At 61.2% G+C, this 25,876-nt stretch carries 22 protein-coding genes; 10 read left to right on the forward strand and 12 right to left on the reverse strand.

Annotated features, from left to right (window positions below; genetic code table 11):
- The first annotated feature begins 180 nt into the window (after positions 1–180).
- From FHS64_RS08745 to FHS64_RS08760, 4 genes are read left to right on the forward strand one after another with little or no spacing between them, the layout of a single operon-like run.
- Positions 181–1,434: a TolC family protein gene (locus FHS64_RS08745; RefSeq protein WP_167177827.1), complete on the forward strand. Its 1,254-nt coding sequence runs from the start codon at positions 181–183 to the stop codon at positions 1,432–1,434.
- The gene (locus FHS64_RS08750) at positions 1,434–2,603 is read left to right on the forward strand and encodes an efflux RND transporter periplasmic adaptor subunit (protein WP_167177828.1); all 1,170 of its coding nucleotides are present in this window, start codon (positions 1,434–1,436) and stop codon (positions 2,601–2,603) included. The genes FHS64_RS08745 and FHS64_RS08750 overlap by 1 nt, the downstream gene beginning before the upstream one ends.
- 12 nt (positions 2,604–2,615) lie before the next feature.
- Positions 2,616–5,837, forward strand: a complete 3,222-nt coding sequence (locus FHS64_RS08755; protein ID WP_167177829.1) for an efflux RND transporter permease subunit — start codon at positions 2,616–2,618, stop codon at positions 5,835–5,837.
- A gap of 40 nt (positions 5,838–5,877) precedes the next feature.
- Positions 5,878–7,890: a heavy metal translocating P-type ATPase gene (locus FHS64_RS08760; RefSeq protein ID WP_167177830.1), complete on the forward strand. Its 2,013-nt coding sequence runs from the start codon at positions 5,878–5,880 to the stop codon at positions 7,888–7,890.
- A 370-nt stretch (positions 7,891–8,260) separates the two neighbouring features.
- Here FHS64_RS08760 and FHS64_RS08765 read toward each other — a convergent pair whose 3' ends face one another.
- The 3 genes from FHS64_RS08765 to tpiA form a co-directional block, all read right to left on the reverse strand.
- Complete coding sequence (locus FHS64_RS08765) at positions 8,261–9,913, reverse strand: CTP synthase (protein WP_167177831.1); 1,653 nt, start codon at positions 9,911–9,913, stop codon at positions 8,261–8,263.
- A gap of 140 nt (positions 9,914–10,053) precedes the next feature.
- Positions 10,054–10,470, reverse strand: a complete 417-nt coding sequence (gene secG, locus FHS64_RS08770) for a preprotein translocase subunit SecG (protein WP_243862901.1) — start codon at positions 10,468–10,470, stop codon at positions 10,054–10,056.
- An 86-nt stretch (positions 10,471–10,556) separates the two neighbouring features.
- Positions 10,557–11,306, reverse strand: a complete 750-nt coding sequence (gene tpiA / locus FHS64_RS08775) for a triose-phosphate isomerase (protein ID WP_167177833.1) — start codon at positions 11,304–11,306, stop codon at positions 10,557–10,559.
- 202 nt (positions 11,307–11,508) lie between these two features.
- Here tpiA and FHS64_RS08780 point away from each other — a divergent pair, with 202 nt between their 5' ends.
- On the forward strand, positions 11,509–13,437 hold the full coding sequence (locus FHS64_RS08780) for a peptidylprolyl isomerase (protein ID WP_167177834.1): 1,929 nt from the start codon (positions 11,509–11,511) through the stop codon (positions 13,435–13,437).
- A gap of 1 nt (position 13,438) precedes the next feature.
- Positions 13,439–14,998, forward strand: coding sequence for an anthranilate synthase component I (trpE, locus tag FHS64_RS08785; protein ID WP_167177835.1), 1,560 nt, complete (start codon positions 13,439–13,441; stop codon positions 14,996–14,998).
- Here the strand turns inward: trpE and FHS64_RS08790 are convergent.
- Entirely contained in the window at positions 14,995–15,183 is a 189-nt protein-coding gene (locus tag FHS64_RS08790; protein ID WP_167177836.1) for a hypothetical protein, read from the reverse strand. The genes trpE and FHS64_RS08790 overlap by 4 nt on opposite strands.
- Before the next feature lie 130 nt (positions 15,184–15,313).
- Between FHS64_RS08790 and FHS64_RS08795 the strand changes: the two genes are divergently transcribed.
- The 3 genes from FHS64_RS08795 to trpC are packed head-to-tail and all read left to right on the forward strand — an operon-like array spanning position 15,314 to position 17,743.
- Entirely contained in the window at positions 15,314–15,904 is a 591-nt protein-coding gene (locus tag FHS64_RS08795; RefSeq protein WP_167177837.1) for an anthranilate synthase component II, read from the forward strand.
- 4 nt (positions 15,905–15,908) lie between these two features.
- Positions 15,909–16,940 carry an anthranilate phosphoribosyltransferase gene (gene trpD / locus FHS64_RS08800; RefSeq protein ID WP_167177838.1) on the forward strand — a complete coding sequence of 344 codons (1,032 nt, stop codon included), beginning with the start codon at positions 15,909–15,911 and terminating at the stop codon, positions 16,938–16,940.
- Complete coding sequence (gene trpC, locus FHS64_RS08805; RefSeq protein ID WP_167177839.1) at positions 16,937–17,743, forward strand: indole-3-glycerol phosphate synthase TrpC; 807 nt, start codon at positions 16,937–16,939, stop codon at positions 17,741–17,743. The genes trpD and trpC overlap by 4 nt, the downstream gene beginning before the upstream one ends.
- A gap of 124 nt (positions 17,744–17,867) precedes the next feature.
- On the opposite strand, the gene FHS64_RS08810 is transcribed toward trpC, so the two are convergent.
- From FHS64_RS08810 to FHS64_RS08825, 4 genes are all read right to left on the reverse strand, one after another.
- Positions 17,868–18,254: a conjugal transfer protein TraG gene (locus FHS64_RS08810; RefSeq protein ID WP_167177840.1), complete on the reverse strand. Its 387-nt coding sequence runs from the start codon at positions 18,252–18,254 to the stop codon at positions 17,868–17,870.
- Positions 18,254–19,198: a transcriptional regulator GcvA gene (gene gcvA, locus FHS64_RS08815; protein ID WP_167177841.1), complete on the reverse strand. Its 945-nt coding sequence runs from the start codon at positions 19,196–19,198 to the stop codon at positions 18,254–18,256. The genes FHS64_RS08810 and gcvA overlap by 1 nt, the downstream gene beginning before the upstream one ends.
- A complete protein-coding gene (locus FHS64_RS08820) occupies positions 19,195–20,202 on the reverse strand; it encodes a cysteine synthase A (RefSeq protein ID WP_167177842.1) in 1,008 nt (335 codons plus the stop codon). The genes gcvA and FHS64_RS08820 overlap by 4 nt, the downstream gene beginning before the upstream one ends.
- Positions 20,203–20,272: 70 nt before the next feature.
- Entirely contained in the window at positions 20,273–21,013 is a 741-nt protein-coding gene (locus FHS64_RS08825) for a DUF2971 domain-containing protein (protein WP_167177843.1), read from the reverse strand.
- 97 nt (positions 21,014–21,110) lie between these two features.
- Here FHS64_RS08825 and FHS64_RS08830 point away from each other — a divergent pair, with 97 nt between their 5' ends.
- Complete coding sequence (locus FHS64_RS08830) at positions 21,111–21,293, forward strand: DUF3606 domain-containing protein (protein ID WP_167177844.1); 183 nt, start codon at positions 21,111–21,113, stop codon at positions 21,291–21,293.
- 221 nt (positions 21,294–21,514) lie between these two features.
- On the opposite strand, the gene lpdA is transcribed toward FHS64_RS08830, so the two are convergent.
- From lpdA to FHS64_RS08850, 4 genes are read right to left on the reverse strand one after another with little or no spacing between them, the layout of a single operon-like run.
- Positions 21,515–22,918, reverse strand: a complete 1,404-nt coding sequence (gene lpdA, locus FHS64_RS08835; RefSeq protein ID WP_167177845.1) for a dihydrolipoyl dehydrogenase — start codon at positions 22,916–22,918, stop codon at positions 21,515–21,517.
- 12 nt (positions 22,919–22,930) lie between these two features.
- Positions 22,931–24,199, reverse strand: a complete 1,269-nt coding sequence (locus FHS64_RS08840) for a pyruvate dehydrogenase complex dihydrolipoamide acetyltransferase (RefSeq protein WP_424945239.1) — start codon at positions 24,197–24,199, stop codon at positions 22,931–22,933.
- A complete protein-coding gene (locus FHS64_RS08845; RefSeq protein ID WP_167177846.1) occupies positions 24,199–24,510 on the reverse strand; it encodes a DUF5076 domain-containing protein in 312 nt (103 codons plus the stop codon). The genes FHS64_RS08840 and FHS64_RS08845 overlap by 1 nt, the downstream gene beginning before the upstream one ends.
- Entirely contained in the window at positions 24,507–25,874 is a 1,368-nt protein-coding gene (locus FHS64_RS08850) for a pyruvate dehydrogenase complex E1 component subunit beta (RefSeq protein WP_167177847.1), read from the reverse strand. The genes FHS64_RS08845 and FHS64_RS08850 overlap by 4 nt, the downstream gene beginning before the upstream one ends.
- Positions 25,875–25,876: the final 2 nt, after the last annotated feature.

The raw sequence follows: 25,876 nt of genomic DNA on the forward strand, positions 1-25,876 counted from the left end.
CACGTCTAGTCTCGTCCGACTTCACGCTTACAGAACCCTTCGGCCGGTCGCGCCACGCTCTGCCGATGGATGACGGCAGCGTTTCGTTTGAATCTGACGGACTGATGCGCCCTCCCCGAAACTGAAACGAAGCCTCGCGCCTTCGCGCACCTTTGTGTTCATTGTTTCCGGAATTTCTCTATGTCCCCGACAACTCGTCGCTGGCCGCATCTCGCGATCGGCTGCGCGCTTTCTGTGCTGACCGGCATGACGGCTGGTTCGGCATGGGCCGACCCCGCCCCGTCCTATGCCGATCTGCTGGCAAGACTGGATCAGACACCCGCCGTCACCGAAGCCCATGCCCTGTCTGATGCCGCCGAGGCCCGCGTTCGCCAAGCCCGCACGCGACCAAACCCTGCCCTGTCCATTGATCTGGAAAACGTCGCCGGTTCCGGTCCCTATTCGGGTTTCGATTCAGGCGATCTCAGCCTTTCCCTAAGCCAAAATCTGGAACTATGGGGACGCCGTTCCGCACGCATCGGCGTCGCCCGCGCCGATGCCGAAACGGCCGCCCTGCGCCGTGACCTCAGCACTATCGACACCGCCGGACGGCTGGCGTTGATCTATGCTGAAGCCGAAGCCGCCCAGCGCCGCGCCGCCTTGGCCGAGGACGCCCTGACGCTGGCCCTTGCCGATGCCCGCGCGGCGCTGGCCATGGTCGAGGAAGGGCGCGAGCCGCTGCTGCGCGGCATTCAGGCTGAAAGCGAAGCCGCCGCCGCCCGCGCCAGCCTCGACGAGGCCAAGGCCGAGCGCGAGGCCGCCTTTGCCCGCCTGAACGCCGTCGCCATGCTGTCCGTCCCCGCAACCTCTATCGGGTCGGGCCTGCTGGATATGCCGACGGCCCCCGCTGCCCTTACGGATCAGGACACGACTGCCATACGGGTCGCCAAGGCCGAGGCCACCGCTTCGGAGCGCCGCATCACCGCCGAGCAGATCAATAGCCGCCCTGATGTCACCGCCAGCGTCGGCGTGACCCGTTACGGTCAGGAAGACCAGACGGCGCTGACCTTCGGCTTGAGCCTGCCCCTGCCCCTGTTTGATCGCAACCGTGGCAATATCGACGCCGCCCGCGCCGAACACCGCGCCGCCGAGGCTCGCGTGCTTCAGGCCCGTCAGGACGCCGGTGCCGACCGCGCCGCCGCCATGGCCCGTCTGTCTTCGTCCGGCAGCCGTGTCTCAGCCGCCGATGCAGGTGTGGCCGCCGCAGAAGAAGCCTATCGCCTTTCGCGCATCGGCGCAGAGGCCGGACGCATATCGCAACTGGAACTGCGAACGGGTCGAGCCACGCTGATCAATGCCCGTTCTGCCGCCGTCGATGCCCGTCTGGCCCGCGTTCGCGCCGAGATCGATCTGGCGCGCCTGGAAGGCCGCGCCCCCTTTGAAGGAAACCGCTGATGCAAACCCTGACTTCAAACAAGAAGCTGCTTATCGCGGGCGTTGCCGCTGTCGTGCTGCTGGGCGGCGGGGCGATGGCCCTCAAGCTTTCCTCGTCGAACGAAGCCCCTGCCGCCGCCCCCGATGCGGAGACCACCGAACAGGCCGAAACGCCCGAAGGCGTCGTTGAACTGACCAATGAGCAGATCAAGGCCGCTGGCATCTCGGTCGTTAGCGTATCGCGTGGCGGAGGTGGCGAAACCCGCCTGTCCGGTCGTGTCGAGGCCATGGTGGATGCCCGCGCGGCTGTCGGGGCCACGGTGGGCGGCACAGTCGAGCGTGTCCTTGTTGCCCCCGGCCAGTCAGTCCGCGCTGGTCAGGCCCTGATTAATCTCCTCAGCGGTGATGGTGCCGCCCTCAGGGCCGAAGCCGACGCTGCCGCCGCCTCTGCCACCGCCGCCCGTCAGGCCCATCAGCGCAACCAGAACCTTGCCCAGCAAGGCGTTGTCGCCCGACAGGAGGTCGAGGCCTCGCAAGCCCAGCTTGCCAGTGCCGAGGCTATGGCCCGCGCCGCCCGCGCCCGCTCGGCTGCTGCCGGATCGCCCAATGCCTCGGGCCGGATGAGTGTGGTCAGCCCGATTTCAGGCGTCGTCACCAATGTTCAGGTCGGCCCCGGCGGTTTTGTCGCACAGGGCGCTGTAGTCGCCGAAGTGACCAATCCGGCACGGGTCGAGCTGGTATTTAACGCACCACCGCACATGGCCGCCAATGTCCGCATCGGCTCCAGCCTGCGCGTCACCGGCCAGCAGGGCGAGTTCGAGGCCGTGGTCACAGGCGTCGCCGCCGATGCAGGCCCGCAAGACAGCGGCGCGACCCTGATCCGCGCACGCCCGCAAGGCAGCGACCTGCCCCCTGCTGGTTCTTCCGTCAGCGGCATCATCGTCACCGAGGGTCAAACCGGCGGTGTCATCACTGTTCCGACCGAGGCCGTGCAAACGGTGAATGGTGCCAGCGTGGTCTTTGTCAGCACCCCGCAGGGCTTCAAGGCCACCCCCGTACTGGCCGGACGTCAGGCCGGTGGCGAAACCGAGATCCTGCGCGGACTGGACGGTGCCGAACGCATCGCCTCCACCAATGCCTTCCTGCTCAAGGCCGAACTGGCCAAGGGCGAAGCCTCGCACGCGCACTAGGGGGCGGATGTCATGTTCAAATACATAATCGAGGCGTCCGTCCGCCTTCGCTGGTTTGTCGTTCTGGCAACGGCGCTGATCTCTGTTTGGGGTCTGTTCCAGCTCACCAAACTGCCCATCGACGCGGTGCCGGATATCACCAACCGTCAAGTGCAGATCAATACGGTGGCGCCCGCTCTGGCCCCCGAGCAGATGGAACGTCAGGTCACCTATCCGCTGGAAACGGCCATGGCCGGTATTCCGGGGCTGGAAAGCACCCGCTCGCTGACCCGCAACGGCTTCAGTCAGGTCACAGTGATCTTCACAGACCGCACCGACATCTATTTCGCCCGCCAGCAGGTGGCCGAACGGATGGCACAGGCGCGTGAAAATCTGCCCGAAAACATCGAGCCCAGCCTGTCGCCAATCACGACGGGTCTGGGCGAAGTGTTGATGTGGACGGTCGATTTCAAACCGTTCAATGCCAAGACCGCACAGGCGGGTCGTGCAGGCTGGCAGCCGGACGGCAGCTATCTGACGCCCGAAGGCGAGCGACTGGATACGCCCCAAGCCCGCGCCACCTATTTGCGGACGGTTCAGGACTGGATCATCGCACCGCGTATGCGCAATGCACGCGGGCTCGCGGGCGTCGATGTGAACGGCGGCTATGTCAAAGAATACGCCGTGCGGCCCGATCCGGCCCGTCTGACCAGCTATGGTCTGGGCCTTGGCGATCTGGTTCAGGCACTGGACCGCGCCAATACACAGGCCGGTGCCGGTTATGTTCAACGTGCGGGCGAAGCCCTGACGGTTCGTACCGACGCACTGGCTTCCAGCGTCGATGATCTGGCGCAGGCCCCTGTGGTCAATCGTAACGGTCTGGTGGTGCGCGTTGCCGACGTGGCGACGGTCGAGATCGGTCAGGCCCCCCGCCTCGGCGGTGCCAGCCGCGATGGCCACGAGGCCGTCATAGGCACCGCCCTTATGCTGGCTGGCGAGAACAGCCGCACAGTGGCGCAAGCTGCCGCCAAGCAACTTGAAGAGATTGCCGCCAGCCTTCCGGCCGATGTCGTGGCCGAGCCGGTCCTGAACCGTAGCGCACTGGTCAACTCGACCATCAAGACCGTGGCCAAGAACCTGACCGAAGGGGCGCTGCTGGTCATCGTCGTGCTGTTCCTGCTGCTCGGGAATATCCGTGCGGCAACCATCACGGCGCTGATGATCCCGATCAGCTTCCTGTTCGCCGTCATCGGTATGAACCGGTTTGGCATCAGCGGAAACCTGATGAGCCTCGGCGCGCTGGATTTCGGTCTTCTGGTCGACGGGGCCGTAGTGGTGGTCGAAAACACCCTGCTGCGACTGGGCCAGAAACGCGCCGATCTTGGGCGGATGCTGACCCGTCGGGAGCGTCTGGGCGTCGCCACGGATGCCGCGCGCCAAATGGTGCGCCCTGCCGCCTTTGGCCAGCTCATCATCCTTCTGGTCTTTACCCCGCTGCTGATGCTGGAAGGCGTCGAGGGCAAAACCTTTATTCCCATGGGGGCCACAGTCATGCTGGCTCTGGTGGGGGCCTTCATCTTCTCCTTCACCTTCGTCCCCGCCATGACGGCGCTGATGGTGCGTGAACCCAAGACCATCCATCTGGACGAAAAGGGTCAGGCACAGGAGCATGAGACATTCCTCCTGCGTCACGCCCGCCGCTGGATCGAACCGGCCATCCGCACGGCCATGGCGCGTCCCAAGGCTGTTCTGATGGCCGCCATCGGCACGCTGGTTGTCGGCGCTCTGACCTTTGCGATGCTGGGGCGCGAGTTCATTCCCACCCTCGATGAAGGCGATGTCGCCATGCAGGCCCTGCGCGTCCCTTCGGCCTCGCTGGAACAGTCGCTCGAAATGCAGATGGCGCTGGAACGGGTCATCAAGGATCAGCCCGAAGTGAAGACCGTCTTTTCGCGGACCGGCACGGCAGAGGCCGCCGTCGACCCCATGCCGCCCAATATTTCGGACGCCGTAATTATCCTGAAACCGCGCAAGGAATGGCCCAATCCACGACTGGCCAAGGAAGACCTGATCGAACGCTTTGAAACCGTCGCCGCGACCCAGTTGGGCAATAGTTTCGAGTTCAGCCAGCCCATTGAACTGCGCTTCAACGAGCTGATTTCGGGCGTCCGCACCGATCTGGCCGTCATGGTCTATGGCGATGACTTCACCCAGCTACAGGCGACGGCGGATCAGGTCGCCAATGCCCTGCGCAACACCCCCGGTTCTGCTGATGTGCGTGTTGAGCAGGCGTCGGGCCTGCCGACCCTGACCATCAGCGTGGACCGTTTTGCCGCTGCCAATTACGGCCTGTCGGCTGCGGATGTATCCGAGGCGGTTTCAACCGCCATCGGCGGCACGCCTGCCGGACAAATCTTTGAAGGGGACCGCCGTTTCGACGTCGTGGTGCGATTGCCGGATGAAGAACGCAACAACCCCGCCGCTCTGGACGCCCTGCCCGTCACCACGCCGTCCGGTATCACTATCCCCCTGTCCTCGGTCGCCCGTATTCAGGTTGCTGAAGGCCAGAACCAGATCAGCCGCAATAATGGCAGCCGCCGCATGGTGGTTCAGGCCAATGTGCGCGGTCGCGATCTGGGCGGCTTCGTCTCCGATGCCCAAGCCAAGGTGGACGAACAGGTTCAGCTTCCGGCGGGCTATTCCCTGACGTGGGGCGGCCAGTTCGAGAACCTGAAACGGGCCGAGCAACGTCTGGGTCTGGTGGTTCCCGTCGTCTTTATCCTGATCGGTATTCTGCTGTTCATGGCGTTGGGTTCATTTGCCGAGGCGGGGCTGGTCTTTGCCTGTGTCCCCTTGGCACTGGTTGGCGGTGCGTTGGCGCTGTTGCTCAGAGGGATGCCGTTCTCGGTATCCGCGGCGGTCGGCTTCATCGCCGTATCCGGTGTGGCCACTCTGAACGGTCTGGTTCTGATGCAGGCCATCCGCGAGCGTCTACAACAGGGTCAAAGCCCACATGATGCTGCCCTGTCGGGTGCCTTCAGCCGCCTTCGTGCGGTTCTGACCACCGCCCTTGTCGCCATTGTCGGCTTTATTCCGATGGCGCTGGCTCAAGGAGCCGGTGCCGAGGTGCAAAAGCCGCTGGCCACTGTGGTCATTGGTGGACTTCTGACCGCGACAGTGCTGACCTTGCTTGTCCTGCCGACCTTCGCCGCCAAGGCGGTGAAATATCGCAGGACCGAGGGGGCCGAGGACTGATGCGAAATTCCAACAAACACACAGTAAGAGGCCAGTGGCTATGAGCGCCGACCACACGCATGACCATGCGCACGAAAAACACGACGATCATGCGGGCCATAACCACGCCCATGGCGGCATTTTCGGCCCCAATACCGAACTGATCTTTGCGCTCGGTTCCGGTGTGGCCCTGATCACCGGCTTTGCGCTCCAGAAGCTGGTGCCGGATATGACCAGCTGGATCCCGCTGGCGCTGTTCTTGTGTGCCTATGGTCTAGGCGGGTTCTTCACGGTTGGTGAAGCCGTCGAGAACCTGAAAAAGCGTCGCTTTGAAATCGACACCCTGATGCTGGTTGCGGCGGCGGGTGCGGCGGCTCTGGGGCACTGGGCCGAAGGCGCCCTCCTTCTGTTCCTGTTCAGTCTTGGTCATGCCCTCGAGCATTACGCCATGGGCCGCGCCAAACGCGCCATCGAGGCTCTGGCTGAGCTTGCCCCGCGCACAGCCCGTGTGCGTCGCGGTCAGGACCTGATCGAAATCCCTGTCGAACAGCTCGCGATCGGTGATCTGGTGGTGGTGCGCCCCAATGAGCGTCTGCCTGCCGACGGTTTCATTATTGTCGGCACCACCAGCATCAATCAGGCCCCTGTCACCGGCGAGAGCATGCCGGTGGACAAGCAACCCGTTGCCGATCCTGCCGAGGCCCGCTCCAGACCTGCCTCGGTGACTTCGGCCTCGGTCGTCTTTGCCGGTACGATCAACGGTTCCGGTGCCATCGAGATAGAAACCACGCGCAAGTCCAGCGACACCACTCTGGCCAAGGTCGTGCGTATGGTCAGCGAGGCCGAGACGCAGAAGTCACCGACCCAGCGCTTTACAGACAAGTTCGAGCGCATCTTCGTGCCTCTGGTACTGGCCCTGACCTTTGTTCTGCTGTTCGCGTGGGTGGTTGTGGACGAACCGTTCCGAGACAGCTTCTATCGCGCCATGGCCGTACTGGTCGCCGCCAGCCCCTGTGCCCTGGCCATCGCCACACCCAGCGCCGTCCTGTCCGGTGTCGCCCGTGCAGCCCGTGCCGGGGTTCTCATCAAGGGTGGTGCCCCGCTGGAAAGTCTGGGCGCCATCGACGCCATCGCGTTCGACAAGACCGGCACCCTGACCGAGGGCCGCCCGCGCATTACCGACATAGTGCCGTTCGAGGGGGTAAGCGAAACCGAGCTTTTGCAGGTCGCCGTCCCCGTAGAGCGCCTCAGCGACCACCCGCTGGCCGAAGCGATTGCCCGTGATGGCTCGGCGCGGCTGGGTGATACGTCCACGCATACCGCTTCGGGCCTGCAAAGCCTGACCGGCAAGGGTGTGACCGCAGAACTGGACGGCCAGACCGTCTATATCGGCAAGCCGGAAATGTTCGGTGCTGACGGGCTTGCCCTTCTGGCCGCGTCTGCCCTTCAGGCCATCGAGAGACTACGCGAGCAAGGCCGCACCTTGATGGTCGTACGTCAGGGTGATCGCGATCTTGGCGTCTTCGGCTTGCTCGATACGCCCAGACCCATCGCCCGCGAGGCGCTCGACAAGTTACGGGCCATGGGTGTGAAGCGGATGATTATGCTGTCCGGTGACCACCAGAAGTCCGCCGAAGCCATCGCCGCTCAAGTCGGCATGACCGAGGCATGGGGTGACCTGATGCCCGACCACAAGGTTGAGGCGATCAAACGCCTGCGGGCCGATGGCAATGTTGCGATGGTGGGCGATGGCGTAAATGACGCCCCCGCCATGGCCACCGCAACCGTGGGTGTCGCCATGGGCGCGGCGGGTTCGGATGTCGCGCTGGAAACCGCCGATGTGGCGCTGATGGCCGACGATCTGTCCAAACTGCCCTTCACGGTTGGCCTCAGCCGCACAACACGCAACATCATCCGCCAGAACCTTGTCGTCAGTCTGGGCGTCGTCGCCTTCCTGGTGCCCGCGACCATTCTCGGTCTGGGTATCGGTCCGGCCATCATGCTTCACGAAGGGTCGACATTGCTCGTCGTGTTCAATGCGCTGCGCCTGCTCGGCTATCGCGAGCGCCCATAAGGCTTGGCCGATAAGACGGCTTGGCAATGTGTTGAAAACAGTTGGGTCACCCACTCCCCCAAGCGGGTGACCCAACATCTGGAATAGGTCTGCCGGGTGTCTTGCGACAGCGACCGGTTCCCCCCTCCAGCTGCTTGCACGCTAGGCGACAAGCAGTTTGGCAAGAGCCCTCAGCACAAGGCTGCAGCTCAATAGAAGTACACACAACGATACCAGTAGCAGTACGGCTCTGGCATTGCGGTGCAGGAAACTCACGAAGGTGCCAACCATGGCTCCGACCTCCAGCGTGCGGATATGAAACACAACTGGAAGAGGCTAGCAAGCCATATACCGCTATTTTTTGTGTGGGTAATGGCTTGCTGGCATCGTGTTAAACCAGACGGCTCTGAACCATGGCCGCCTTCACAAAGCTTGCGAACAGCGGATGTGGCTTGAACGGACGGCTCTTGTATTCAGGATGATACTGAACGCCGATGAACCACGGATGGTCCTTGCGCTCTACCGTTTCCGGCAGGACGCCATCGGGTGACAGGCCCGCGAAATACAGACCACCCTTTTCCTCAATCGCCTGACGGTAATTGATGTTCACCTCATAACGGTGACGGTGGCGTTCGCTGATGGTGGTCGAGCCATAGATGTCCGCAATCAGCGAACCCTCGGCAAATGCCGAATCATAGGCCCCCAGACGCATGGTGCCGCCCAGATCGCCGCCATGCTCGCGCTGGACCCGTTCATTGCCCTGTGACCACTGGGTCATCAGGCCAACCACAGGCTCTTCGGCGGGACCGAACTCGGTCGAGGTCGCGTTCGGGAAACCGGCCAGATGGCGGGCCGCCTCGATCACGGCCATCTGCATACCGAAGCAGATACCGAAGTAAGGGATCTTGTTTTCGCGGGCGAAACGGGCCGCTTGAATCTTGCCCTCTGCCCCGCGCTCACCAAAGCCGCCCGGTACCAGAATGGCATTGGCGTCTTTCAGGCGGTCGGCACAGGCCACCGGATCACCTTCGAACGTGTCCGATTCCACCCAGTCGAGATTCACCTTCACACGGTTGGCCACGCCACCATGCATCAGCGCCTCGATCAGCGACTTATAGGCATCCTTCAGGACGGTATATTTGCCGACGATGGCGATGGTGACTTCGCCTTCGGGGTTCAGACGACGGCGAACAATCTCGTTCCAGCCCGACAGGTCGGGCTCCGGCGCGTCATTAATCCCGAAATGGGCCAGAACCTGCGTGTCCAGACCTTCGGCGTGATAGTCCTGCGGAACCGCATAGATGTCGGCCGAGTCCATCGCCTGAATGACGCTATCGGGGCGCACATTACAGAACTGGGCAATCTTGCGCTTTTCATCGGCCGGAATCTGCTCTTCACAACGGCACAGCAGGATGTCCGGCTGGATACCGATGGAGCGCAGCTCTTTGACCGAGTGCTGGGTCGGCTTGGTCTTCATCTCGCCCGCCGTCTTGATGAACGGCAGCAAGGTCAGGTGGACAAAACACGACTGGCCGCGCGGCAGGTCCTGCCCCAGTTGGCGGATCGCCTCGAAGAACGGCAGGCCCTCGATATCGCCGACGGTGCCGCCGATTTCAACGAGCACAAAATCCACATCCTCGCCATCATCGGTCTTGGCCGGATTCAGGCAGAATTGTTTGATCTGGTCCGTGACGTGCGGAATCACCTGCACGGTCGCGCCCAGATAGTCGCCACGACGCTCTTTTTCGATAATCGTCGAATAGATGCGACCCGTGGTGATGTTGTCGGACTTGGCCGCCGAAACACCGGTGAAACGCTCATAGTGACCGAGGTCCAGATCTGTCTCGGCACCATCATCGGTCACGAACACCTCACCATGCTGGTAGGGCGACATCGTACCGGGGTCGACGTTCAGATAGGGATCGAGCTTTCGCAGTCGAACCTTGTAACCGCGCGCTTGAAGAAGCGCGCCAAGAGCGGCGGAAGCGAGGCCTTTACCAAGGGAGGAAACCACGCCGCCAGTGATGAACACATATCTAGGCATGGGCGGAAACCCTAACCCATTTCGTCACCGCCGTCAGCCGAAAAAGCGGCCTGTTCACGCTTCTTCACAACAAAAAAGAAGCGCGCCGTTTCCGACGCGCTTCATAAACCTTAGTTTTTCCAGTTTGTTACTGGATAGCCTTACTGGGCCGGAGCAGCCGGAGCCGGTTGCGCCGCAGCAGGAAGGCTGGCTTCCAGCTCGTCCAGCGACATAGCCGAAGGTGCCGCCGGAGCCGGCGTTGCGGCCGGTTGCTCGGCCTGCGGTTGAGCCGGAGCGCCGATAGCGATCGAACCCACAGCATCGGCATCGATCACCGAACCCGAACCGCGCTCGATATTACCGGCGATGGTCAGGGCGATGGCGCAGACAAAGAAGGCTGCACCCAGAATAGCTGTTACGCGGGTCAGCAGGTTTCCTGCGCCGCGAGCGGTCATAAAGCCGTTATTGCCGCCGCCTCCCATACCAAGAGCACCGCCCTCGGAGCGTTGAAGCAGGATCACGCCGGTCAGTGCGACCGAGATGATGAACATTACGACGAGCAGAATGGTTTGAAGCATGGCGTCATTCATGTGGGCGCGAAGTTGCGCCGATCAAGAGGCGGCGTCTAACATGATAATGGCGGGGATCAAACCCCGCCATAAACTTAGACAGCGCGGATAATACCGAGGAAGTCCTCTGCCTTGAGCGAGGCACCGCCCACAAGGGCGCCCCCCACTTCCGGCACAGCCAGAATTTCCTTGGCGTTCGACGGCTTAACAGAGCCGCCATAAAGGATCACAGGTTTTGCACCGCCTGCGCCCAGACGGGCAATCATGGCGGCACGCACAGCGGCGTGAACCTCTTCGATCTGTTCCAGCGTCGGGGTCAGGCCCGTGCCGATAGCCCAGACCGGCTCATAGGCCACCGCAAACGGCTTGTCCGCCAGCGAAACCGGCAACGAACCCATCACCTGCTGGCTCACGACCGAAACTGCTTCACCGGCTTCACGCTGTGCAAGGGTTTCCCCCACGCAGATGATCGGCTCCAGACCGGCGGCCAGAGCGGCCTCGGCCTTGGCGGCAACATTGGCATCCGTCTCGCCGAAACCGGCACGGCGCTCGGAGTGGCCGAGGATCACCAGATTGGCACCGGCATCGGCCACCATTTCGGCCGAAACCGAACCGGTATAGGCACCGCTGGCGGCACCGTGGCAGTCTTGGCCACCGATTTCGATGGCCGAACCGCCCAGCGTCTGGGCCATACGGTCGATCAGGGTTGCAGGCGGACAAAGCGCCACACGGCAGTTGGCGGCCTCGGCATCCAGAGCAACGCGCAGGGCAGCGGCCTCTTCAAGGCTCTCCCCCACACCGTTCATTTTCCAGTTGCCAGCGATCAGCTTCAGAGATTCGGTCATAGCCCTACATTAGGCCAGACCCCTGCCCTGCGCCAAGATGCCCAAACCCCTGTACGGCGCTCCAGACCCTATGAATCTGGCAAATTGATCGTATTTCACGAACCAATTGTGCGTTCCGAAACCTTGCGGCCTGATAGCGACTACCACTATACGCCAATCTAGCGCCGTTCCGACGCTGGATTTCCGACAGGTTTCCCCAACAATGATCACGCTGTTCCGTAATTTCGCAAAGTCGAAATGGGCTGTGGGCCTCTTCGCCCTGATTATCCTGAGCTTCGTCGTTGTCGGCGCCCAGTCGGATATCTTCTCGTCCCTGGGCCCACGCCATGTGGTGTCCGCAGGTGACCGCAGCATTAACGGCCCCGAATTCCGCAACAGCTTCGAGCGTGTTCGCGCCAATATCAGCGAACAGTCCGGCCAGACCGTGACCTTCGAGCAGATCGCTGCCGAGGGCTATGTCGAGCAGTACCTGCAAGAACAGGTCATGCGTATGGGCTTTGCCCAGTGGGCCTGGAATGTCGGCATCCGTCCGGGCAAGGACCTGATCGTCGCGGAAATCCGCAAGATTCCGGCCTTCTTCAACTCGATCACCGGCGCGTTCGACCAGACCCAGTACCAACAGGCTCTGGCCCAGCAGAACATCACCACGGTCATGTTCGAGAACGAGCTGCGCGACCAGTACACGATCCAGCACTTCGGTACCGCTCTGGTATCGGGCGTCCGTCTGCCCAAGGCCTATGCGGCTATCGTTGCAGCATCGGCGACCGAAACCCGTGACGGCGCATGGTTCACCGTCACCCAAGCCATGGCCGGTAGCGCCAAGGCCCCGACCGACGAGCAACTGACCGCCTTCATGAAGGAAAACGAAGCCCAGCTGCGTATTCCTGAATTCCGCACTGTCTCGCTGGTCCTGTTCACCCCGGGCCCGAACGATGCGCGTCCGGCCATCACCGAGGAACAACTGCGCGAGCGTTTCGAGTTCCGCAAAGCCTCGCTGTCGGAAGCTGAAAAGCGCACCTTCACCCTGCTGACCGTGCCGACCCGTGAAGCCGCCACCAAGGTTGCTGCCGAACTGCGCGCCGGTAAGGACGTGAACGAGGTTGCCGCTTCGGTCCGTATCCAGCCGACCCCGTATAACGACACCCCGCGTACCGCGCTGGGCGATCCCAAGATTGCCGATGCCGTCTTTGCCCTGCCCGCTGCTGGCGTCACGGACCCGATTCAGGGTGCTGTTGGCTTCACGGTTGCCAAGGTCACCGACATCAAGGGCGGTAAGGACGTCGGTTTCGACGCTGCCCGCGCCGAACTGACCGCCGAGCTGCAAGCCGAAGCCGTTCAAAAAATTGCCTATGAGCGCGTGAAGGCCTTCGAAGACGCCCGTACCGCTGGCAAGTCGATTGCCGATGCCGTTGCCGCCTCGGGTGCCCGTCTGGCCCAGCTGCCGCCGTTCACCCGTCAGGGCCAACTGCCAAACGGTCAGCCCTATGGCCTGCCGCCGGTCATCATCGAAACCGCCTATGCCCTGACCAAGGGTGGCGAGTCCGACGTCATCACCGCCGGTGAAGGCGAATACATCGCCCTGCGCGTTGACGACGTGCGCGAAGCCGCCCTGCCCAAGCTGGACGAACTGCGCCCGATGCTGACCCAGAACTGGATCGCCCGTGAAAACTCGCGCCTGCTGAACCAGAAAGCTGACGAACTGGCTGGCCGTCTGCGTGCTGGCGAGGACATCACCGCTGTGGCCGCCTCGGTCAATGCGACCGTAATGGTCCGCACCAATGTCACCCGCGACGCGGCAGCCCAACAGGCTCACGGCGCTGCGGCTCTGACCGGTCTGTTCTCCACGGCCAAGGATCAGGCCTTCTCGACCCCGGGCGAGAACGGCTTTGTCATCGGCAAGGTCAATGCGATCCACGCCGCCAATCCGGTTACTGCTGCGGCTCTGGTCGCTCCGATCGGCCAGCAACTGGCGACCGCATGGGGCAATGAAGTCGTTCAAACCGCTCTGACCGCCGCTGCGGCCAAGGTCAAAGCCAAGAGCAACGCAACCGAAGCCTATCTCGCACTGGGCATCGAAGCTCCGGTTGCTGGTGCGGCTCCGGCTGCTCCGGCCCCCGCTCCGGCCAAATAATATGTCGGGTGCGGAGCGTACTGCGTTTGTAAACGGACTGGCAGCAGGTCAAACCCAGCTGCTGGTCCGCCGCCTCATCAACGATATGGAGACGCCCGTATCGGCCTTCCTCAAGGTTGGGCACGGGCGTCCCTATGCCAGCCTTCTGGAGTCGGTCGAAGGCGGCGCGGTCAATGGCCGCTATTCCATCGTCACCCTGTCGCCAGACACTGTCTGGCGCTGCCGTGATGGTCAGGCAGACATCGCACGCGGCGATGACATCCTCACCGACACCTTTACCCCCGAAACCCTTCCGGCTCTGGACTCGCTACGTGCCCTGATCGCGGCCAGCAAGTTCGACCTGCCCGCCGATCTGCCGCCGATGGCTGCGGGTCTGTTCGGGGTGTTCGGTTATGACATGGTGCGTTTGCTGGAGCCGTTAGGTCCTGCAAACCCCGATCCGCTGAACCTTGCCGATGCTGTTCTGGCCCGCCCGTCGCTGGTGGCCATCTTCGACTCGGTCAAGCACGAGATTGTTCTGGTGGCCGCGGCCTATCCCGACACCAGCCCTGATGCCGATCTGGCCTATCGCGCCGCAGTCGCCCGTCTCGACGAGTTCGAGGACCGCCTGCGTAGCCCCATGCCGATCCAGCGCGAAGCCGAGCCTGTGCCCGCGCCCGATTTCCAGTCCTCGGTCGATGAGGCCGGTTTTGCGGCCATGGTCGCCAAGGCCAAGGAATACATCGTCGCAGGCGACATCTTCCAGGTCGTGCTGGCGCACCGCTTCGAAGCCCCGTGGTCGCAAGACCCGTTTGCCTTCTATCGCGCCCTGCGCCGTGGCAACCCGTCGCCCTATCTGTTCTTCCTCGACTATGCCGATTTCCAGCTGGCCGGTTCCAGCCCCGAAATCCTGGTACGTCTGAAGGATGGCCGCGTGACCATTCGTCCGCTGGCCGGTACCCGTCCGCGTGGCGAAACGCCCGAACTGGACAAGGCTCTGGAAGCCGAACTTCTGGCCGACCCCAAGGAACTGGCCGAGCATCTGATGCTACTGGATCTGGGTCGCAACGATGTGGGCCGTGTGTCCATACCCGGCTCGGTCGAGGTGACCGAAAGCTTCGTGGTCGAACGCTATAGCCAGGTCATGCACATCGTCTCCAATGTGAACGGCGCAGCCGATCCGAAACTGGATGCGGTGGACACCCTTCTGGCCGCCCTGCCCGCAGGCACGCTTTCAGGCGCACCCAAGGTGCGTGCGATGGAAATCATCGACGAGCTGGAAACCGAAAAGCGCGGCGTCGGCTATGGCGGCGGCGTTGGCTACATCTCGGCCAATGGCGAGGCAGACATCTGCATCGTCCTGCGTACCGCCATGTTCACCGACAACCGCATCTTTGTCCAAGCCGGTGCCGGCGTGGTCAATGATAGCGATCCCGCAGCCGAATACGCCGAGACGCTGGCCAAAGCCCGCGCCCCGATGAAGGCGGCCGGAGAAGCATGGCGATTCAACGCGACCACCCACAACCAACCCTTGGCGCACAGCACCAAGGGATTGGCGGGATCAGACGACTTCGCTTCCTAAGGAATTCTGGTGATGTCGGTTTGGTCAGGTCGAAGATCGGGACCGGCATTCACCGTCCCGAACAGCAATAACCCCATGGCAGCGGCGAAGGCGGCTGCCAGATACACGGGTGGTTTGGAGTGCTCGGTCTTGCCCGATTCTTCGAGCAAACGACGAGCGTCGTGGATAGATTCTATGATGTTCACAGCGGACTTCTTCCGATGGCGATGCTGCATCATCGCGCGGAATGTTTAACGACCGCTTGCTTCGCCCCATTCTACGGCCCAAGCTGTGCATAACAGTGTATGCCGACCTCCCGTTTCGAAAAGCCTTCCTATGATCCTCGTCGTCGATAACTACGACAGCTTCACCTACAACCTCGTCCACTATCTGGCCCAGCTAGGGGCGCAGACACACGTCATCCGCAATGATGACCTGACGGTAGAAGAAGCCCTTGCGCTCAAGCCCGAGGCCATCCTGCTCTCGCCGGGTCCGTGTGATCCGGATCAGGCCGGTATCTGTCTGCCCATTTTGAAAACTGCACCGGAAAGCATGCCGATCTTCGGCGTTTGCCTCGGCCACCAGTCAATCGGTCAAGCCTTTGGTGGACAGGTGATCCGCGCCAAGTCGCTCATGCATGGCAAGACCTCGCTGATCCACCACGAAGGCGGCGGCGTGTTCAAAGACCTGCCCCGTCCGTTTACAGCCACGCGCTATCACTCGCTGGCCGTCAAACGCGAGACCCTGCCCGACTGCCTCGAAGTCACGGCATGGACCGAGGAAGGCGAGATTATGGGCCTGTCGCATAAGACGCGCCCGATCCACGGCGTACAGTTCCACCCCGAGTCCATTGCCACCGAGCACGGCCACGACCTGATCGGCAACTTCCTCGACTTTGCCAATATCAAGCGCACGGCGATGGTCTGAGGCCATGGACAGTTTCAAACCGCTGCTGGGCAAGCTGGTCGAAGGCCAAGTCCTGACCGGCGACGAGGCACAGGGCTTCTTTGCTGCCTGTCTGCGCGGCGAGCCAACCCCCGCACAGGTCGCCGCCGCCATCACCGCCCTTCGGGTGCGTGGCGAAACGGTCGAGGAAATCACCGCCTTTGCCCGCGCCATGCGCGCCGCCGCCCTGTCGCTGGATCACCCGTTCGAGGATGTGGTCGATACCTGCGGCACCGGTGGCGACGGGGCCCATACCTATAATATCTCCACCGCCGCCAGCTTTGTGCTGGCCGGTGCTGGTCTGCGTGTCGCCAAGCACGGCAACCGCGCCATGAGCAGCAAGTCCGGCTCCTCTGATGTACTGGCCGCGCTGGGCGTGAACCTTGATGCCACGCCCGCCCAACAGGCTGTGGCGCTGAATGATGCGGGCATCGCCTTCCTGTTTGCGCCCACCTATCACGGGGCCATGCGCCATGTCGGGCCAGTGCGCGCCGAGCTAGGCTTCCGCACCGTGTTCAACCTGCTCGGCCCGCTATGCAATCCGGCAGGGGCCAACCGTCAGGTGATGGGTGTCTATGACCCCGCCCTGCTGGAACCTCTGGCCGAGGTTCTAGGCCGTCTGGGTGCCAAACGCGCATGGACCGTCAACGGTCAGGGCTTGGACGAAGTCACCACCACAGGCCCGACCGACGTTGCCGAATGGAAAGACGGCACCGTCACCCGTTTCACCATCACGCCAGAAGATGCTGGCCTTCCCCGCGCTACGCTGGCCGACATCCAAGGCGGTGATGCCGAGGTCAATGCCGCCGCCCTTCGCGCGCTTTTGAACGGCGAGAAAGGCCCCTATCGCGACATCGTCCTGATGAATGCCGCCGCCGCACTTGTGGTGTCGGACAAGGCTGAAACCCTGAAACAGGGTGCCGAGATCGCCGCCACCGTCATTGATGAAGGCCGCGCACTTGCCGCGCTGGACGCCCTCGTCCGCGCCTCCCACACCCCAGTAGAGACCGAAGTATGAGCGACATTCTGGACCGTATCGCCGCCTATAAGCGCGAGGAAGTCGCCACCCGCAAAGCCGTCATCACCGTCAGTGCGCTCGAGGCTCTGGCCAAGGGCGCATCTGCTCCGCGTGGCTTTATGAACGCCTTGGCCGACACAGCGATGAAGACGGGTCGCCCCGCACTGATCGCCGAGATCAAAAAGGCCAGCCCCTCCAAGGGACTGATCCGTCCCGATGACTTCAACCCGCCCGAACTCGCGCGTGCATATGAGCGCGGCGGTGCCACCTGCCTGTCCGTCCTGACCGATGGCCCCAGCTTCCAGGGCGATGACTCCTATCTGTCGGCGGCCCGCAATGCGGTAGCCCTGCCCTGCCTGCGCAAGGACTTTCTGGTCGATCCGTGGCAGGTGGCCGAGAGCCGCGCGCTTGGGGCTGACTGCATCCTCATCATCATGGACATGATCGACGACGCCGTCGCCGCCGACCTGCTGGCAGAGGCCGACCGCTTCGGCATGGATGCCCTGATCGAAACCCACGACGAGCAGGAAATGGCCCGCGCCAGCAAACTGGTCGAGGGCCGCGACAACGCCCTGATCGGCGTCAACAACCGCTCGCTACGCACCTTCGAAGTCGATCTGGCCAACACCGAGACACTGGCCCTACTGGCCCCGCCCCGTGCCCTTCTGGTGGCCGAAAGCGGCATCTTCACCCCCGAAGACGTCACCCGCGTCGCCACCGCCGGCTCCAAAGCCATCCTCGTCGGCGAAAGCCTGATGCGTCAGGATGACTTGGAAGCAGCGACAAGGGCCTTGCTGGCCTAGTCAGCCCAGCTTACGCCCCCTCAAACACTTCGTGGTCCCCACGGGTGAGGAACAACACCTCCTCCCCTTCGCCAGCGGGGAAGGTGTCGCGGCGCACCGCGCCGTGACGGAGGGTCTTGTCAGTTCACTTGGACAGCGTTTGCCAAACGGCTTCAGCCGCTTTGTCAGCTTTAGATTTTGCCCATATAAGCTCAGCAAACATCCAAACCACAATTAGAATAGCAAATAGAAACCCTATCTCCATTCTAATCTTGTAGCCCCCATAACCAAAAAATCCGCAAAAAATAGCAAATATTACGGTTCTTACGACCCAAAATTTGTAACAACTTTCAATAACTGACTTATAACAACACGACCAAATATTCCAAACATCTTCATTTCCATCATATTTAAAGCTAAAATGTTTTTTAACTAAATTTTTAAACTCCCATTTACTAACGACCTCAAAGGAATAACAAATTACAAGTGCTATAAAAAATCTATAAAAGAATTCGCCGGTTATATTTTCCATCACAAATCATCCACGATCTGCTCGGCCGCCTGCGCCTCTTCTCGCAGCCACTTCACGAACAACCGCGCCGGTTCCGACACACTGCTGCGGCGGGTGAGGACGTGGTAGGCCATGTCGGTCGTCAGAGCGCCCTCGGCGAAGGGCGCAACAAGACGGCCCGAAGCCAGATCATCGGCCACAAACGCATACGGGGCCAGCGCCACGCCCTGTCCGTGGATAGCGGCGTCGATGGCCATGGCGGTCTGGTCTACACGGGTGCCGGATGACACGTCCACATCCTTGACCTTGTGCGTTTTGACCCACATCGCCCAGTCGGGGCGCTGCTCCTCCAGATCACTCGGACGCAGGTGGATCAGCACATGGTGCTTCAGGTCCGACGGCTTTTTCAGCGCCTTGGCCCCCACCATCAACTGTGGCGCACACACGGGGATCACATCGGCCCCGATCAAACGTTCGGAGCGCACCCCCGTATAAGGCCCGCGCCCGTAACGCACCGCCACATCCACGCGCCCGCCCGCCACGTCCGTCAGACGCATATCCGCCGACAGCCACAGCTCCACCTCGGGATGGGCGGCGGCAAAGCGCGCAATGCGCTGGGTCAGCCATTTGGACGCAAACGACGGCGGCACCGATACCGACAGGGCATAGCGACGGTCGGGGCGATACAGCAAATCCCCTGCCCGCTTCAGATAATCAAACCCGTCGCGCAACAGCGGATAAAGCTCGGCCCCCAGTTCAGTCAGGGCAATCTGGCGCCCCTCGCGGTGGAACAGAGGCGCACCCGCATGCTGTTCCAGAATGCGGATTTGCTGGCTGATCGCGCCGGGCGTCACCGACAGTTCTTCGGCGGCGCGAGTGATGTTCAAACGACGCGCAGCGGCCTCGAAGGCCTTTAGCGAGTTCAGCGGCGGCAGGCGGCCGTCCAGCGGGCTTTCCTTGCTCATTGGCCCATCCATTCAGCGGTCGGAAGGTTGCGGCTACGCAAATAGGCCGGATCATACAGCTTGGTGGCGTATCGCTGGCCGCTGTCGCACAGCACGGTCACGATGGTGTGGCCCGGCCCCATCTCCTTGGCCATGCGGATGGCACCGGCCACGTTCACGCCGCTGGACCCGCCAAGGCACAGGCCCTCATGCTGGACCAGATCGAACAGCACCGACAACAACTCCTCGTCACCGATCTGATAGGCGTAGTCCACCGCATCCAGCCCCGTCAGGTTGCCGGTAATGCGGTTCACGCCGATACCTTCGGTGATCGAACTGCCCTCGCCCTTCAACACGCCGTCCTTGAAATAGGAATACAGCGCCGCGCCCGGCACATCGGCCAAGCCGGTTTTCAGGTCGGGGTTCTGCTCTTTCAGATAGGTCGTCGTGCCGACCAGCGTACCACCCGAACCAACGGCACAGATAAAGCCGTCCACCTTGCCGCCCGTCTGTTCCCAGATTTCAGGGCCGGTGCCCTCATAGTGGGCCAGACGGTTGGACAGGTTGTCGAACTGGTCGGCGTAGAAGGCACCGTGCGGCTCGGTTTCGTTCAGTTCATCTGCCAGTCGGCGCGAATAGTGGACGAAGTGGTTGGGGCTACTGAACGGGGCCGGATCAACCTCGATCAACTTGGCCCCGTGCAGACGCACAGCGCGCTTCTTTTCCTCGGTCTGGGTGCGCGGCATCACGATCACGACCGGATGGCCCAGCGCCGCCCCGACCATGGCCAGACCAATGCCCGTATTGCCCGCCGTGCCCTCGACAATCGTGCCGCCAGCCTTGAGCGCGCCGCTGGCCCGCGCCTTCAGAATAATACTGAGCGCCGCACGGTCCTTAATGGACTGTCCGGCGTTCAGAAATTCTGCCTTGCCCAGAATCTCGCACCCCGTCTCCTCCGACGCACGTTTCAGGCGCAGCAAAGGCGTTTGGCCGATCAAACCCAGGACATCAGACGCGACACGCATTTAGAATTCCGCACAAAATATAAATTTTGCACGAAACTTACTTTAGAAAATCTACACTCACAACCCGTCATCATCGCATGCGGAAAATCATCTCAGGAGTTTCGTAAAGTCTAGACTTAACAACAGGCCCATTATATCCAATCTTCACTAGATAATCCTTCAGCGCTTCAAATAAATGATCCCCAATTCTTGGATCAAAACAAACTTCTTTTACAATACTTTTAAAGTCCATATCATAACTATAAGTTTCTAAATTTTTATGTTTATCAATAATGTTTGGATTGTATACAATTCTATACTCTTCTTCATGCTTGAAGGAGTCTCTTTTTATCCTAACAGAATCAGCAACGCCCCTGTTTGAAGTATCAAACATATCAATATTTTGGCAAAATTGCTCTAATTCATTGTAATTCAAATAATCAACTTCGATCAAAAATGCATCTAAATCGACAGACCTGGCATCAATAGAAGCCAAACTTTTAATAAAAGCGTCATAAACTGACTTGAGATCAGCCTTCACCTTGATGCCCATAAAATCTGGAGAATAAATTCTCCACATTGCATCCGACTCTTGCAATTTCGACCAACATTGAGCAAGTATAGTTTTATTTGCAAATTCAACCATATCTGCAGACCCATCTCTATTTTGTAGTATATATTTTGACTTTAACATTAAGTTTTCATATTTATCTTCCCACTTTTCAACATTAATAAGAGTATTTTTATTTGTTAAAAATGCATCAAATAGCCTTGATGCTGGAAGTATTCTATAAACATCAATATTTGTATTTAAATTTGACAATATTGGCATACACGCCTCCCCATGGTTTAATCACATCATATTTATGGCTATTTAAACAAACATAAATATAGATACTTCATTTTTATCACAACACTAGGAGCCGTACATGGCTGGCCTAAAAGACAAGCGCGGGTTCATCGATAAGGATCGCATCGATCTGACCGAGCGTCAGTCGGTGGAGTATTGGATGAAGAAGTGGGGTGTGACGCGCGATCAGATCGTGACGGCGCACCGCAAGGTCGGGCGCATGACCAAGGACATTGCTGCCGAACTGGGCAAGAAGCGCTAAGCGCCCTGCTCTACCCACTGCTCGCTACTTTCCACTCGCCGTCATCCTCCGGCTTGACCGGAGGATCCAGAGACGTGTGGTGAAGGTGGCTACGGCCCTTATGAATCCCCCGATCTGCGCCGCTAGGCGGCTTGTCGGAGGATGACGGTGGGTGTGGTGAGGCAAAAGAAAAGGCCCCAAGTTTCCTTGGGGCCTTTTGCAGTTTTAGCGATACAGCGTAATCAGATGTGGATTACGCGGCCATAGGCGTCGAGGGCGGCTTCGTGCATGGCTTCCGACATGGTCGGGTGCGGATAGACGATGCCGTGGATGTCCTCTTCCGTCGCTTCCATCGTGATGGCGGTGACATAGCCCTGGATCATCTCGGTGACTTCGTGGCCGATCATGTGGGCACCGATCAGGGCACCCGTCTTGGCGTCGAAGATTACCTTTACGAAGCCTTCGGTATCACCCGAGGCGATGGCCTTGCCGTTCACGCGGAACGGGAAGCGGCCGATCTTGACCTCGCGCTTGGCTTCGCGCGCGCCCTGCTCCGTCACGCCGACAGACGCGACCTGAGGCTGGGCATAGGTGCAGCCAGCGATGGGCGAGTTCACGTTCGGGGTTTTGAAGCCCGCAATGTGTTCTGCCGCGTGGATGCCCTCGTGCGAGGCCTTGTGGGCCAGCCACGGCGCACCGGCGCAGTCGCCGATGGCATAGAGGCCCTTCACATTGGTCTGGCAGTGGCTGTCGGTCTTGATGTGACCGCGGTCCAGCTCAACGCCCAAAGCTTCCAAGCCAATGCCGTCGGTGTTGGCCGTGATGCCAACCGCCGAGATGCAGACCTCGGCCTCAAGCGTTTCAGCCTTGCCGCCGACCTCGATAGCCACCGACACGCCGTTGGCGGTCTTGGTGACCTTCGTGACCTTGGCACCGGTCTTGAACTTGATGCCGCGCTTTTCAAAGCCCTTCTGGGCGGCCTTGGACACTTCTTCGTCCTCGACCGGCATGATGCGATCCACGGCTTCCACCACGGTCACGTCAGCGCCCAGAGCACGATAGAAGCTGGCGAACTCGATGCCGATGGCACCCGAGCCGATGACCACGAAGGTCTTCGGCAGCTTTTTCGGGGCCAGCGCGTCGCGGTAGGCCCAGATCTTGTCGCCGTCTGCTTCCAGACCGATCTGCGGCAGTGCGCGAGCGCGAGCGCCCACGGCCAGCATCACGTTCTTGGCGTTTACGATCCGCTCCCCGCCCTTGTTCAGGGTCACGACCACCTGCGGCGCTGCAGTGCCCTTTTCGAGCTTTGCGGTGCCTTCGATGACCTCGATCTTGTTCTTCTTCATCAGGAAGCCAACGCCTTGCGTCAGCTGCTTGGCCACACCGCGGGAACGCTGGATGATGGCATCAAAGTCAAACGACGCGCCGGAAGCCGACAGGCCGTATTCCTTGAGGTGGCTTAGGCTCTCGAACTTTTCGCCCGACTTCAGCAGGGCTTTGGTCGGGATACAGCCCCAGTTCAGGCAGATACCGCCGAGGTTTTCACGCTCGACGATAGCGACCTTCAGGCCCAGTTGGCTGGCACGGATGGCCGCGACGTAACCGCCGGGGCCCGAGCCGATCACAACGAGATCAAAATCACTCATAAGCTTTGATCCTTAGGCCAGCATCGACAGCGGTTCTTCAAGCAGCGGCTTGAAGGCTTGCAGGAAGCGGGCACCGACAGCGCCATCCACCACGCGGTGATCGCAGGTCAGGGTGACAGTCATCACCGTGGCCACAGCCAGTTCGCCATTCTTGACGACCGGACGCTTCTCGCCTGCACCCACGCTCATAATGCAGCCTTGCGGCTCGTTGATGATCGAGGTGAATTGCTTGATGCCGAACATGCCAAGGTTGGACACCGAGAAGGTGCCGCCCTGGAACTCTTCCGGCTTCAGCTTGCGATCACGGGCGCGCTTGGCCAGATCTTTCGACTCGGTCGCGATCTGGGCCAGACCCTTGGTCTCGGCCTTGCGGATGATCGGGGTGATCAGGCCGCCATCAATAGCCACAGCCATCGACACGTCGGCATGGTGGTGCATGGCAATGCCTTCGGGCGTGTAGGAAGCATTGGCTTCCGGCACGGCCTTCAGGGCCATAGCAGCGGCCTTGATGACGAAGTCGTTGACCGACACCTTGATACCGCGCGGCTCCAGCATCTTGTTGATCTGGGCGCGGGCCGCCATCAGGGCGTCCAGCTCCACATCAATGAACAGCGGGAAGTGCGGGACGTTGTTGACGCTGTCGACCAGACGGCGGGCAATCGCCTTGCGCATACCGTCCAGCGGAACGAGGTCGTAGGTGCCGTCGGGAATGCCCAGCTGTGCCAGCGAAGGGGTCGCCTTGGCGGCGGCAGGAGCAGCAGCGGCAGCGGCCGGAGCCGAAGCGCTTGCACCACCCGAAGCTTGAGCAGCCTCGACGTCGCGCTTGACGATACGGCCATGCGGGCCGGTGCCCTTGATGGCTTTCAGGTCAAGGCCAGCCATGGCCGCCAGGCGGCGGGCCAGCGGCGAAGCGAAGATACGCTCGCCAGACGCAGCGACCGGAGCCGGAGCGGCTTTCGGGGCTTCAGTCTTCGGGGCTTCCTTGGCCGGAGCGGCAGCAGCAGCCGGAGCGGCCTCTGCCTTCTTCGGAGCAGGTGCGGCATCGTCGCCAGCCAGACGGGCGATCAAGGTATTGACCTTCACGCCCTCGGTGCCTTCGGCAACGAGGATTTCCAGCACTTCGCCTTCGTCCACGGCCTCGACTTCCATCGTGGCCTTGTCGGTTTCGATCTCAGCGATGACATCACCGGCGGAGACAGTGTCTCCCACCTTGATGTGCCACTTGGCCAGAACGCCCTCTTCCATCGTCGGAGACAGGGCGGGCATCAGGATGTCGGTCATCAGGCATTACCTCCCTGAGGGGCGACAGGCTCGGCGACGGTGCGGACATTGTCCGCCTTGATCACGCCGCTGAGGCCTTCGAGGATGCGGTGATAGGCTTGGGTTTCGTTGTGGCCGTGACGGACGGCATAGCCGTGCGCCATGTGACGCGCGGCATAGGCCAGCATTTCACCGAACTTGATCGGGTCGTTGAAGGCAGGCTTCACCGACATGACTGGCTCGTCCTTCGACCACCACATACGCAGCAGTTCGATGGCCTTCTCGTCAGCGGCGACGCTGTCGGGAACGGTCAGTTCGAAGTCTTCGCTCATGCCATCACCTGCTTTACAGCAGCAACGATCTTGTCGACGCCTGGAATGGACAGGGCTTCGAGGTTCGCAGCGTAAGGCAGCGGCACGTCTTCCTGGTGTACGCGCAACGGCGGGGCATCTAGGTAGTCGAAGGCCTCGGCGATCACGCTGGCGACAACCTCGGCACCAACGCCCATACGACCCCAGCCCTCTTCGGCCGAGACCAGACGGTTGGTCTTCTTGACGCTGTTGATGATGGTTTCGGTATCCAGCGGACGCAGGGTACGCAGATCGACAACCTCGGCCGAGATGCCTTCTTCAGCCAGCTTTTCAGCGGCTTGCAAGGCAAAGCCAACCATGCGGCTGTGGGCCGTAATGGTGACATCGGTGCCTTCGCGACGGACCTTGGCCTTGCCGATCGGCACGACATAGTCTTCGATTTCCGGCACGTCGAACTCGATACCGTACATCATCTCGTGTTCGAGGAAGACGATCGGGTTCGGATCGCGGATAGCCGCCTTCAGCAGGCCCTTGGCATCTGCGGCGTCATACGGCGCAATCACCTTCAGGCCCGGAATCTGGGCGTACCATGCCGAATAGTCCTGAGAGTGCTGGGCACCCACGCGGCTGGCGGCACCGTTCGGACCACGGAACACGATCGGGCAACGGATTTGACCGCCCGACATGTACAGGGTCTTGGCCGCCGAGTTGATGATGTGGTCGATGGCCTGCATGCCAAAGTTCCACGTCATAAACTCGACGATGGGCTTCAGACCGGCCATGGCCGCACCGACGCCCAGACCGGCAAAGCCGTGCTCGGTAATCGGGGTATCGACCACGCGTTGCGGGCCGAATTCCTGAAGCAGTTCGCGGCTGACCTTATAGGCGCCCTGATACTGGGCAACTTCCTCGCCCATCAAGAACACAGCGTCGTCGCGGCGCATTTCTTCGGCCATCGCGTCACGCAGGGCGTCACGGATGGTGGTCTTGACCAGCTTGGCGTCAGCCGGAATTTCCGGATCGCGCAGCTCGGCCGTCGGCTTGGCAGCAGGAGCCGCAGCCTTGGGAGCCTGAACCGGCGCTTCAGCTTCGGTCTGGGTCATAGGCTGGCTTTGGGGCTCTGCAGCCTTCGGTGCCGGTGCAACCTCGTCGCCAGCCAGGCGGGCGATTGGCGTATTCACCTTCACGCCCTCGGAGCCTTCGGCCACGAGGATTTCCAGCACTTCGCCTTCATCGACAGCCTCGACTTCCATCGTGGCCTTGTCGGTTTCAATCTCGGCAATCACCTGACCTGCAGAGACGGTATCACCCGCCTTGATGTGCCATTTGGTCAGCGTGCCTTCTTCCATGGTGGGCGACAGCGCCGGCATCAGAATGTCGGTCACGG

Source organism: Brevundimonas terrae, from assembly GCF_011761985.1.
Taxonomy (GTDB): domain Bacteria; phylum Pseudomonadota; class Alphaproteobacteria; order Caulobacterales; family Caulobacteraceae; genus Brevundimonas; species Brevundimonas terrae.

What these genes read in the sequence shown, in the direction of transcription:
- FHS64_RS08745 (WP_167177827.1), top strand. Translation starts at nt 181, where the DNA reads ATGTCCCCGACAACTCGTCGCTGGCCGCATCTCGCGATCGGCTGCGCG.
- FHS64_RS08750 (WP_167177828.1), top strand. Translation starts at nt 1,434, where the DNA reads ATGCAAACCCTGACTTCAAACAAGAAGCTGCTTATCGCGGGCGTTGCC.
- FHS64_RS08755 (WP_167177829.1), top strand. Translation starts at nt 2,616, where the DNA reads ATGTTCAAATACATAATCGAGGCGTCCGTCCGCCTTCGCTGGTTTGTC.
- FHS64_RS08760 (WP_167177830.1), top strand. Translation starts at nt 5,878, where the DNA reads ATGAGCGCCGACCACACGCATGACCATGCGCACGAAAAACACGACGAT.
- FHS64_RS08765 (WP_167177831.1), bottom strand. Translation starts at nt 9,913, where the DNA reads ATGCCTAGATATGTGTTCATCACTGGCGGCGTGGTTTCCTCCCTTGGT.
- secG (WP_243862901.1), bottom strand. Translation starts at nt 10,470, where the DNA reads ATGCTTCAAACCATTCTGCTCGTCGTAATGTTCATCATCTCGGTCGCA.
- tpiA (WP_167177833.1), bottom strand. Translation starts at nt 11,306, where the DNA reads ATGACCGAATCTCTGAAGCTGATCGCTGGCAACTGGAAAATGAACGGT.
- FHS64_RS08780 (WP_167177834.1), top strand. Translation starts at nt 11,509, where the DNA reads ATGATCACGCTGTTCCGTAATTTCGCAAAGTCGAAATGGGCTGTGGGC.
- trpE (WP_167177835.1), top strand. Translation starts at nt 13,439, where the DNA reads ATGTCGGGTGCGGAGCGTACTGCGTTTGTAAACGGACTGGCAGCAGGT.
- FHS64_RS08795 (WP_167177837.1), top strand. Translation starts at nt 15,314, where the DNA reads ATGATCCTCGTCGTCGATAACTACGACAGCTTCACCTACAACCTCGTC.
- trpD (WP_167177838.1), top strand. Translation starts at nt 15,909, where the DNA reads ATGGACAGTTTCAAACCGCTGCTGGGCAAGCTGGTCGAAGGCCAAGTC.
- trpC (WP_167177839.1), top strand. Translation starts at nt 16,937, where the DNA reads ATGAGCGACATTCTGGACCGTATCGCCGCCTATAAGCGCGAGGAAGTC.
- FHS64_RS08810 (WP_167177840.1), bottom strand. Translation starts at nt 18,254, where the DNA reads ATGGAAAATATAACCGGCGAATTCTTTTATAGATTTTTTATAGCACTT.
- gcvA (WP_167177841.1), bottom strand. Translation starts at nt 19,198, where the DNA reads ATGAGCAAGGAAAGCCCGCTGGACGGCCGCCTGCCGCCGCTGAACTCG.
- FHS64_RS08820 (WP_167177842.1), bottom strand. Translation starts at nt 20,202, where the DNA reads ATGCGTGTCGCGTCTGATGTCCTGGGTTTGATCGGCCAAACGCCTTTG.
- FHS64_RS08825 (WP_167177843.1), bottom strand. Translation starts at nt 21,013, where the DNA reads ATGCCAATATTGTCAAATTTAAATACAAATATTGATGTTTATAGAATA.
- FHS64_RS08830 (WP_167177844.1), top strand. Translation starts at nt 21,111, where the DNA reads ATGGCTGGCCTAAAAGACAAGCGCGGGTTCATCGATAAGGATCGCATC.
- lpdA (WP_167177845.1), bottom strand. Translation starts at nt 22,918, where the DNA reads ATGAGTGATTTTGATCTCGTTGTGATCGGCTCGGGCCCCGGCGGTTAC.
- FHS64_RS08840 (WP_424945239.1), bottom strand. Translation starts at nt 24,199, where the DNA reads ATGACCGACATCCTGATGCCCGCCCTGTCTCCGACGATGGAAGAGGGC.
- FHS64_RS08845 (WP_167177846.1), bottom strand. Translation starts at nt 24,510, where the DNA reads ATGAGCGAAGACTTCGAACTGACCGTTCCCGACAGCGTCGCCGCTGAC.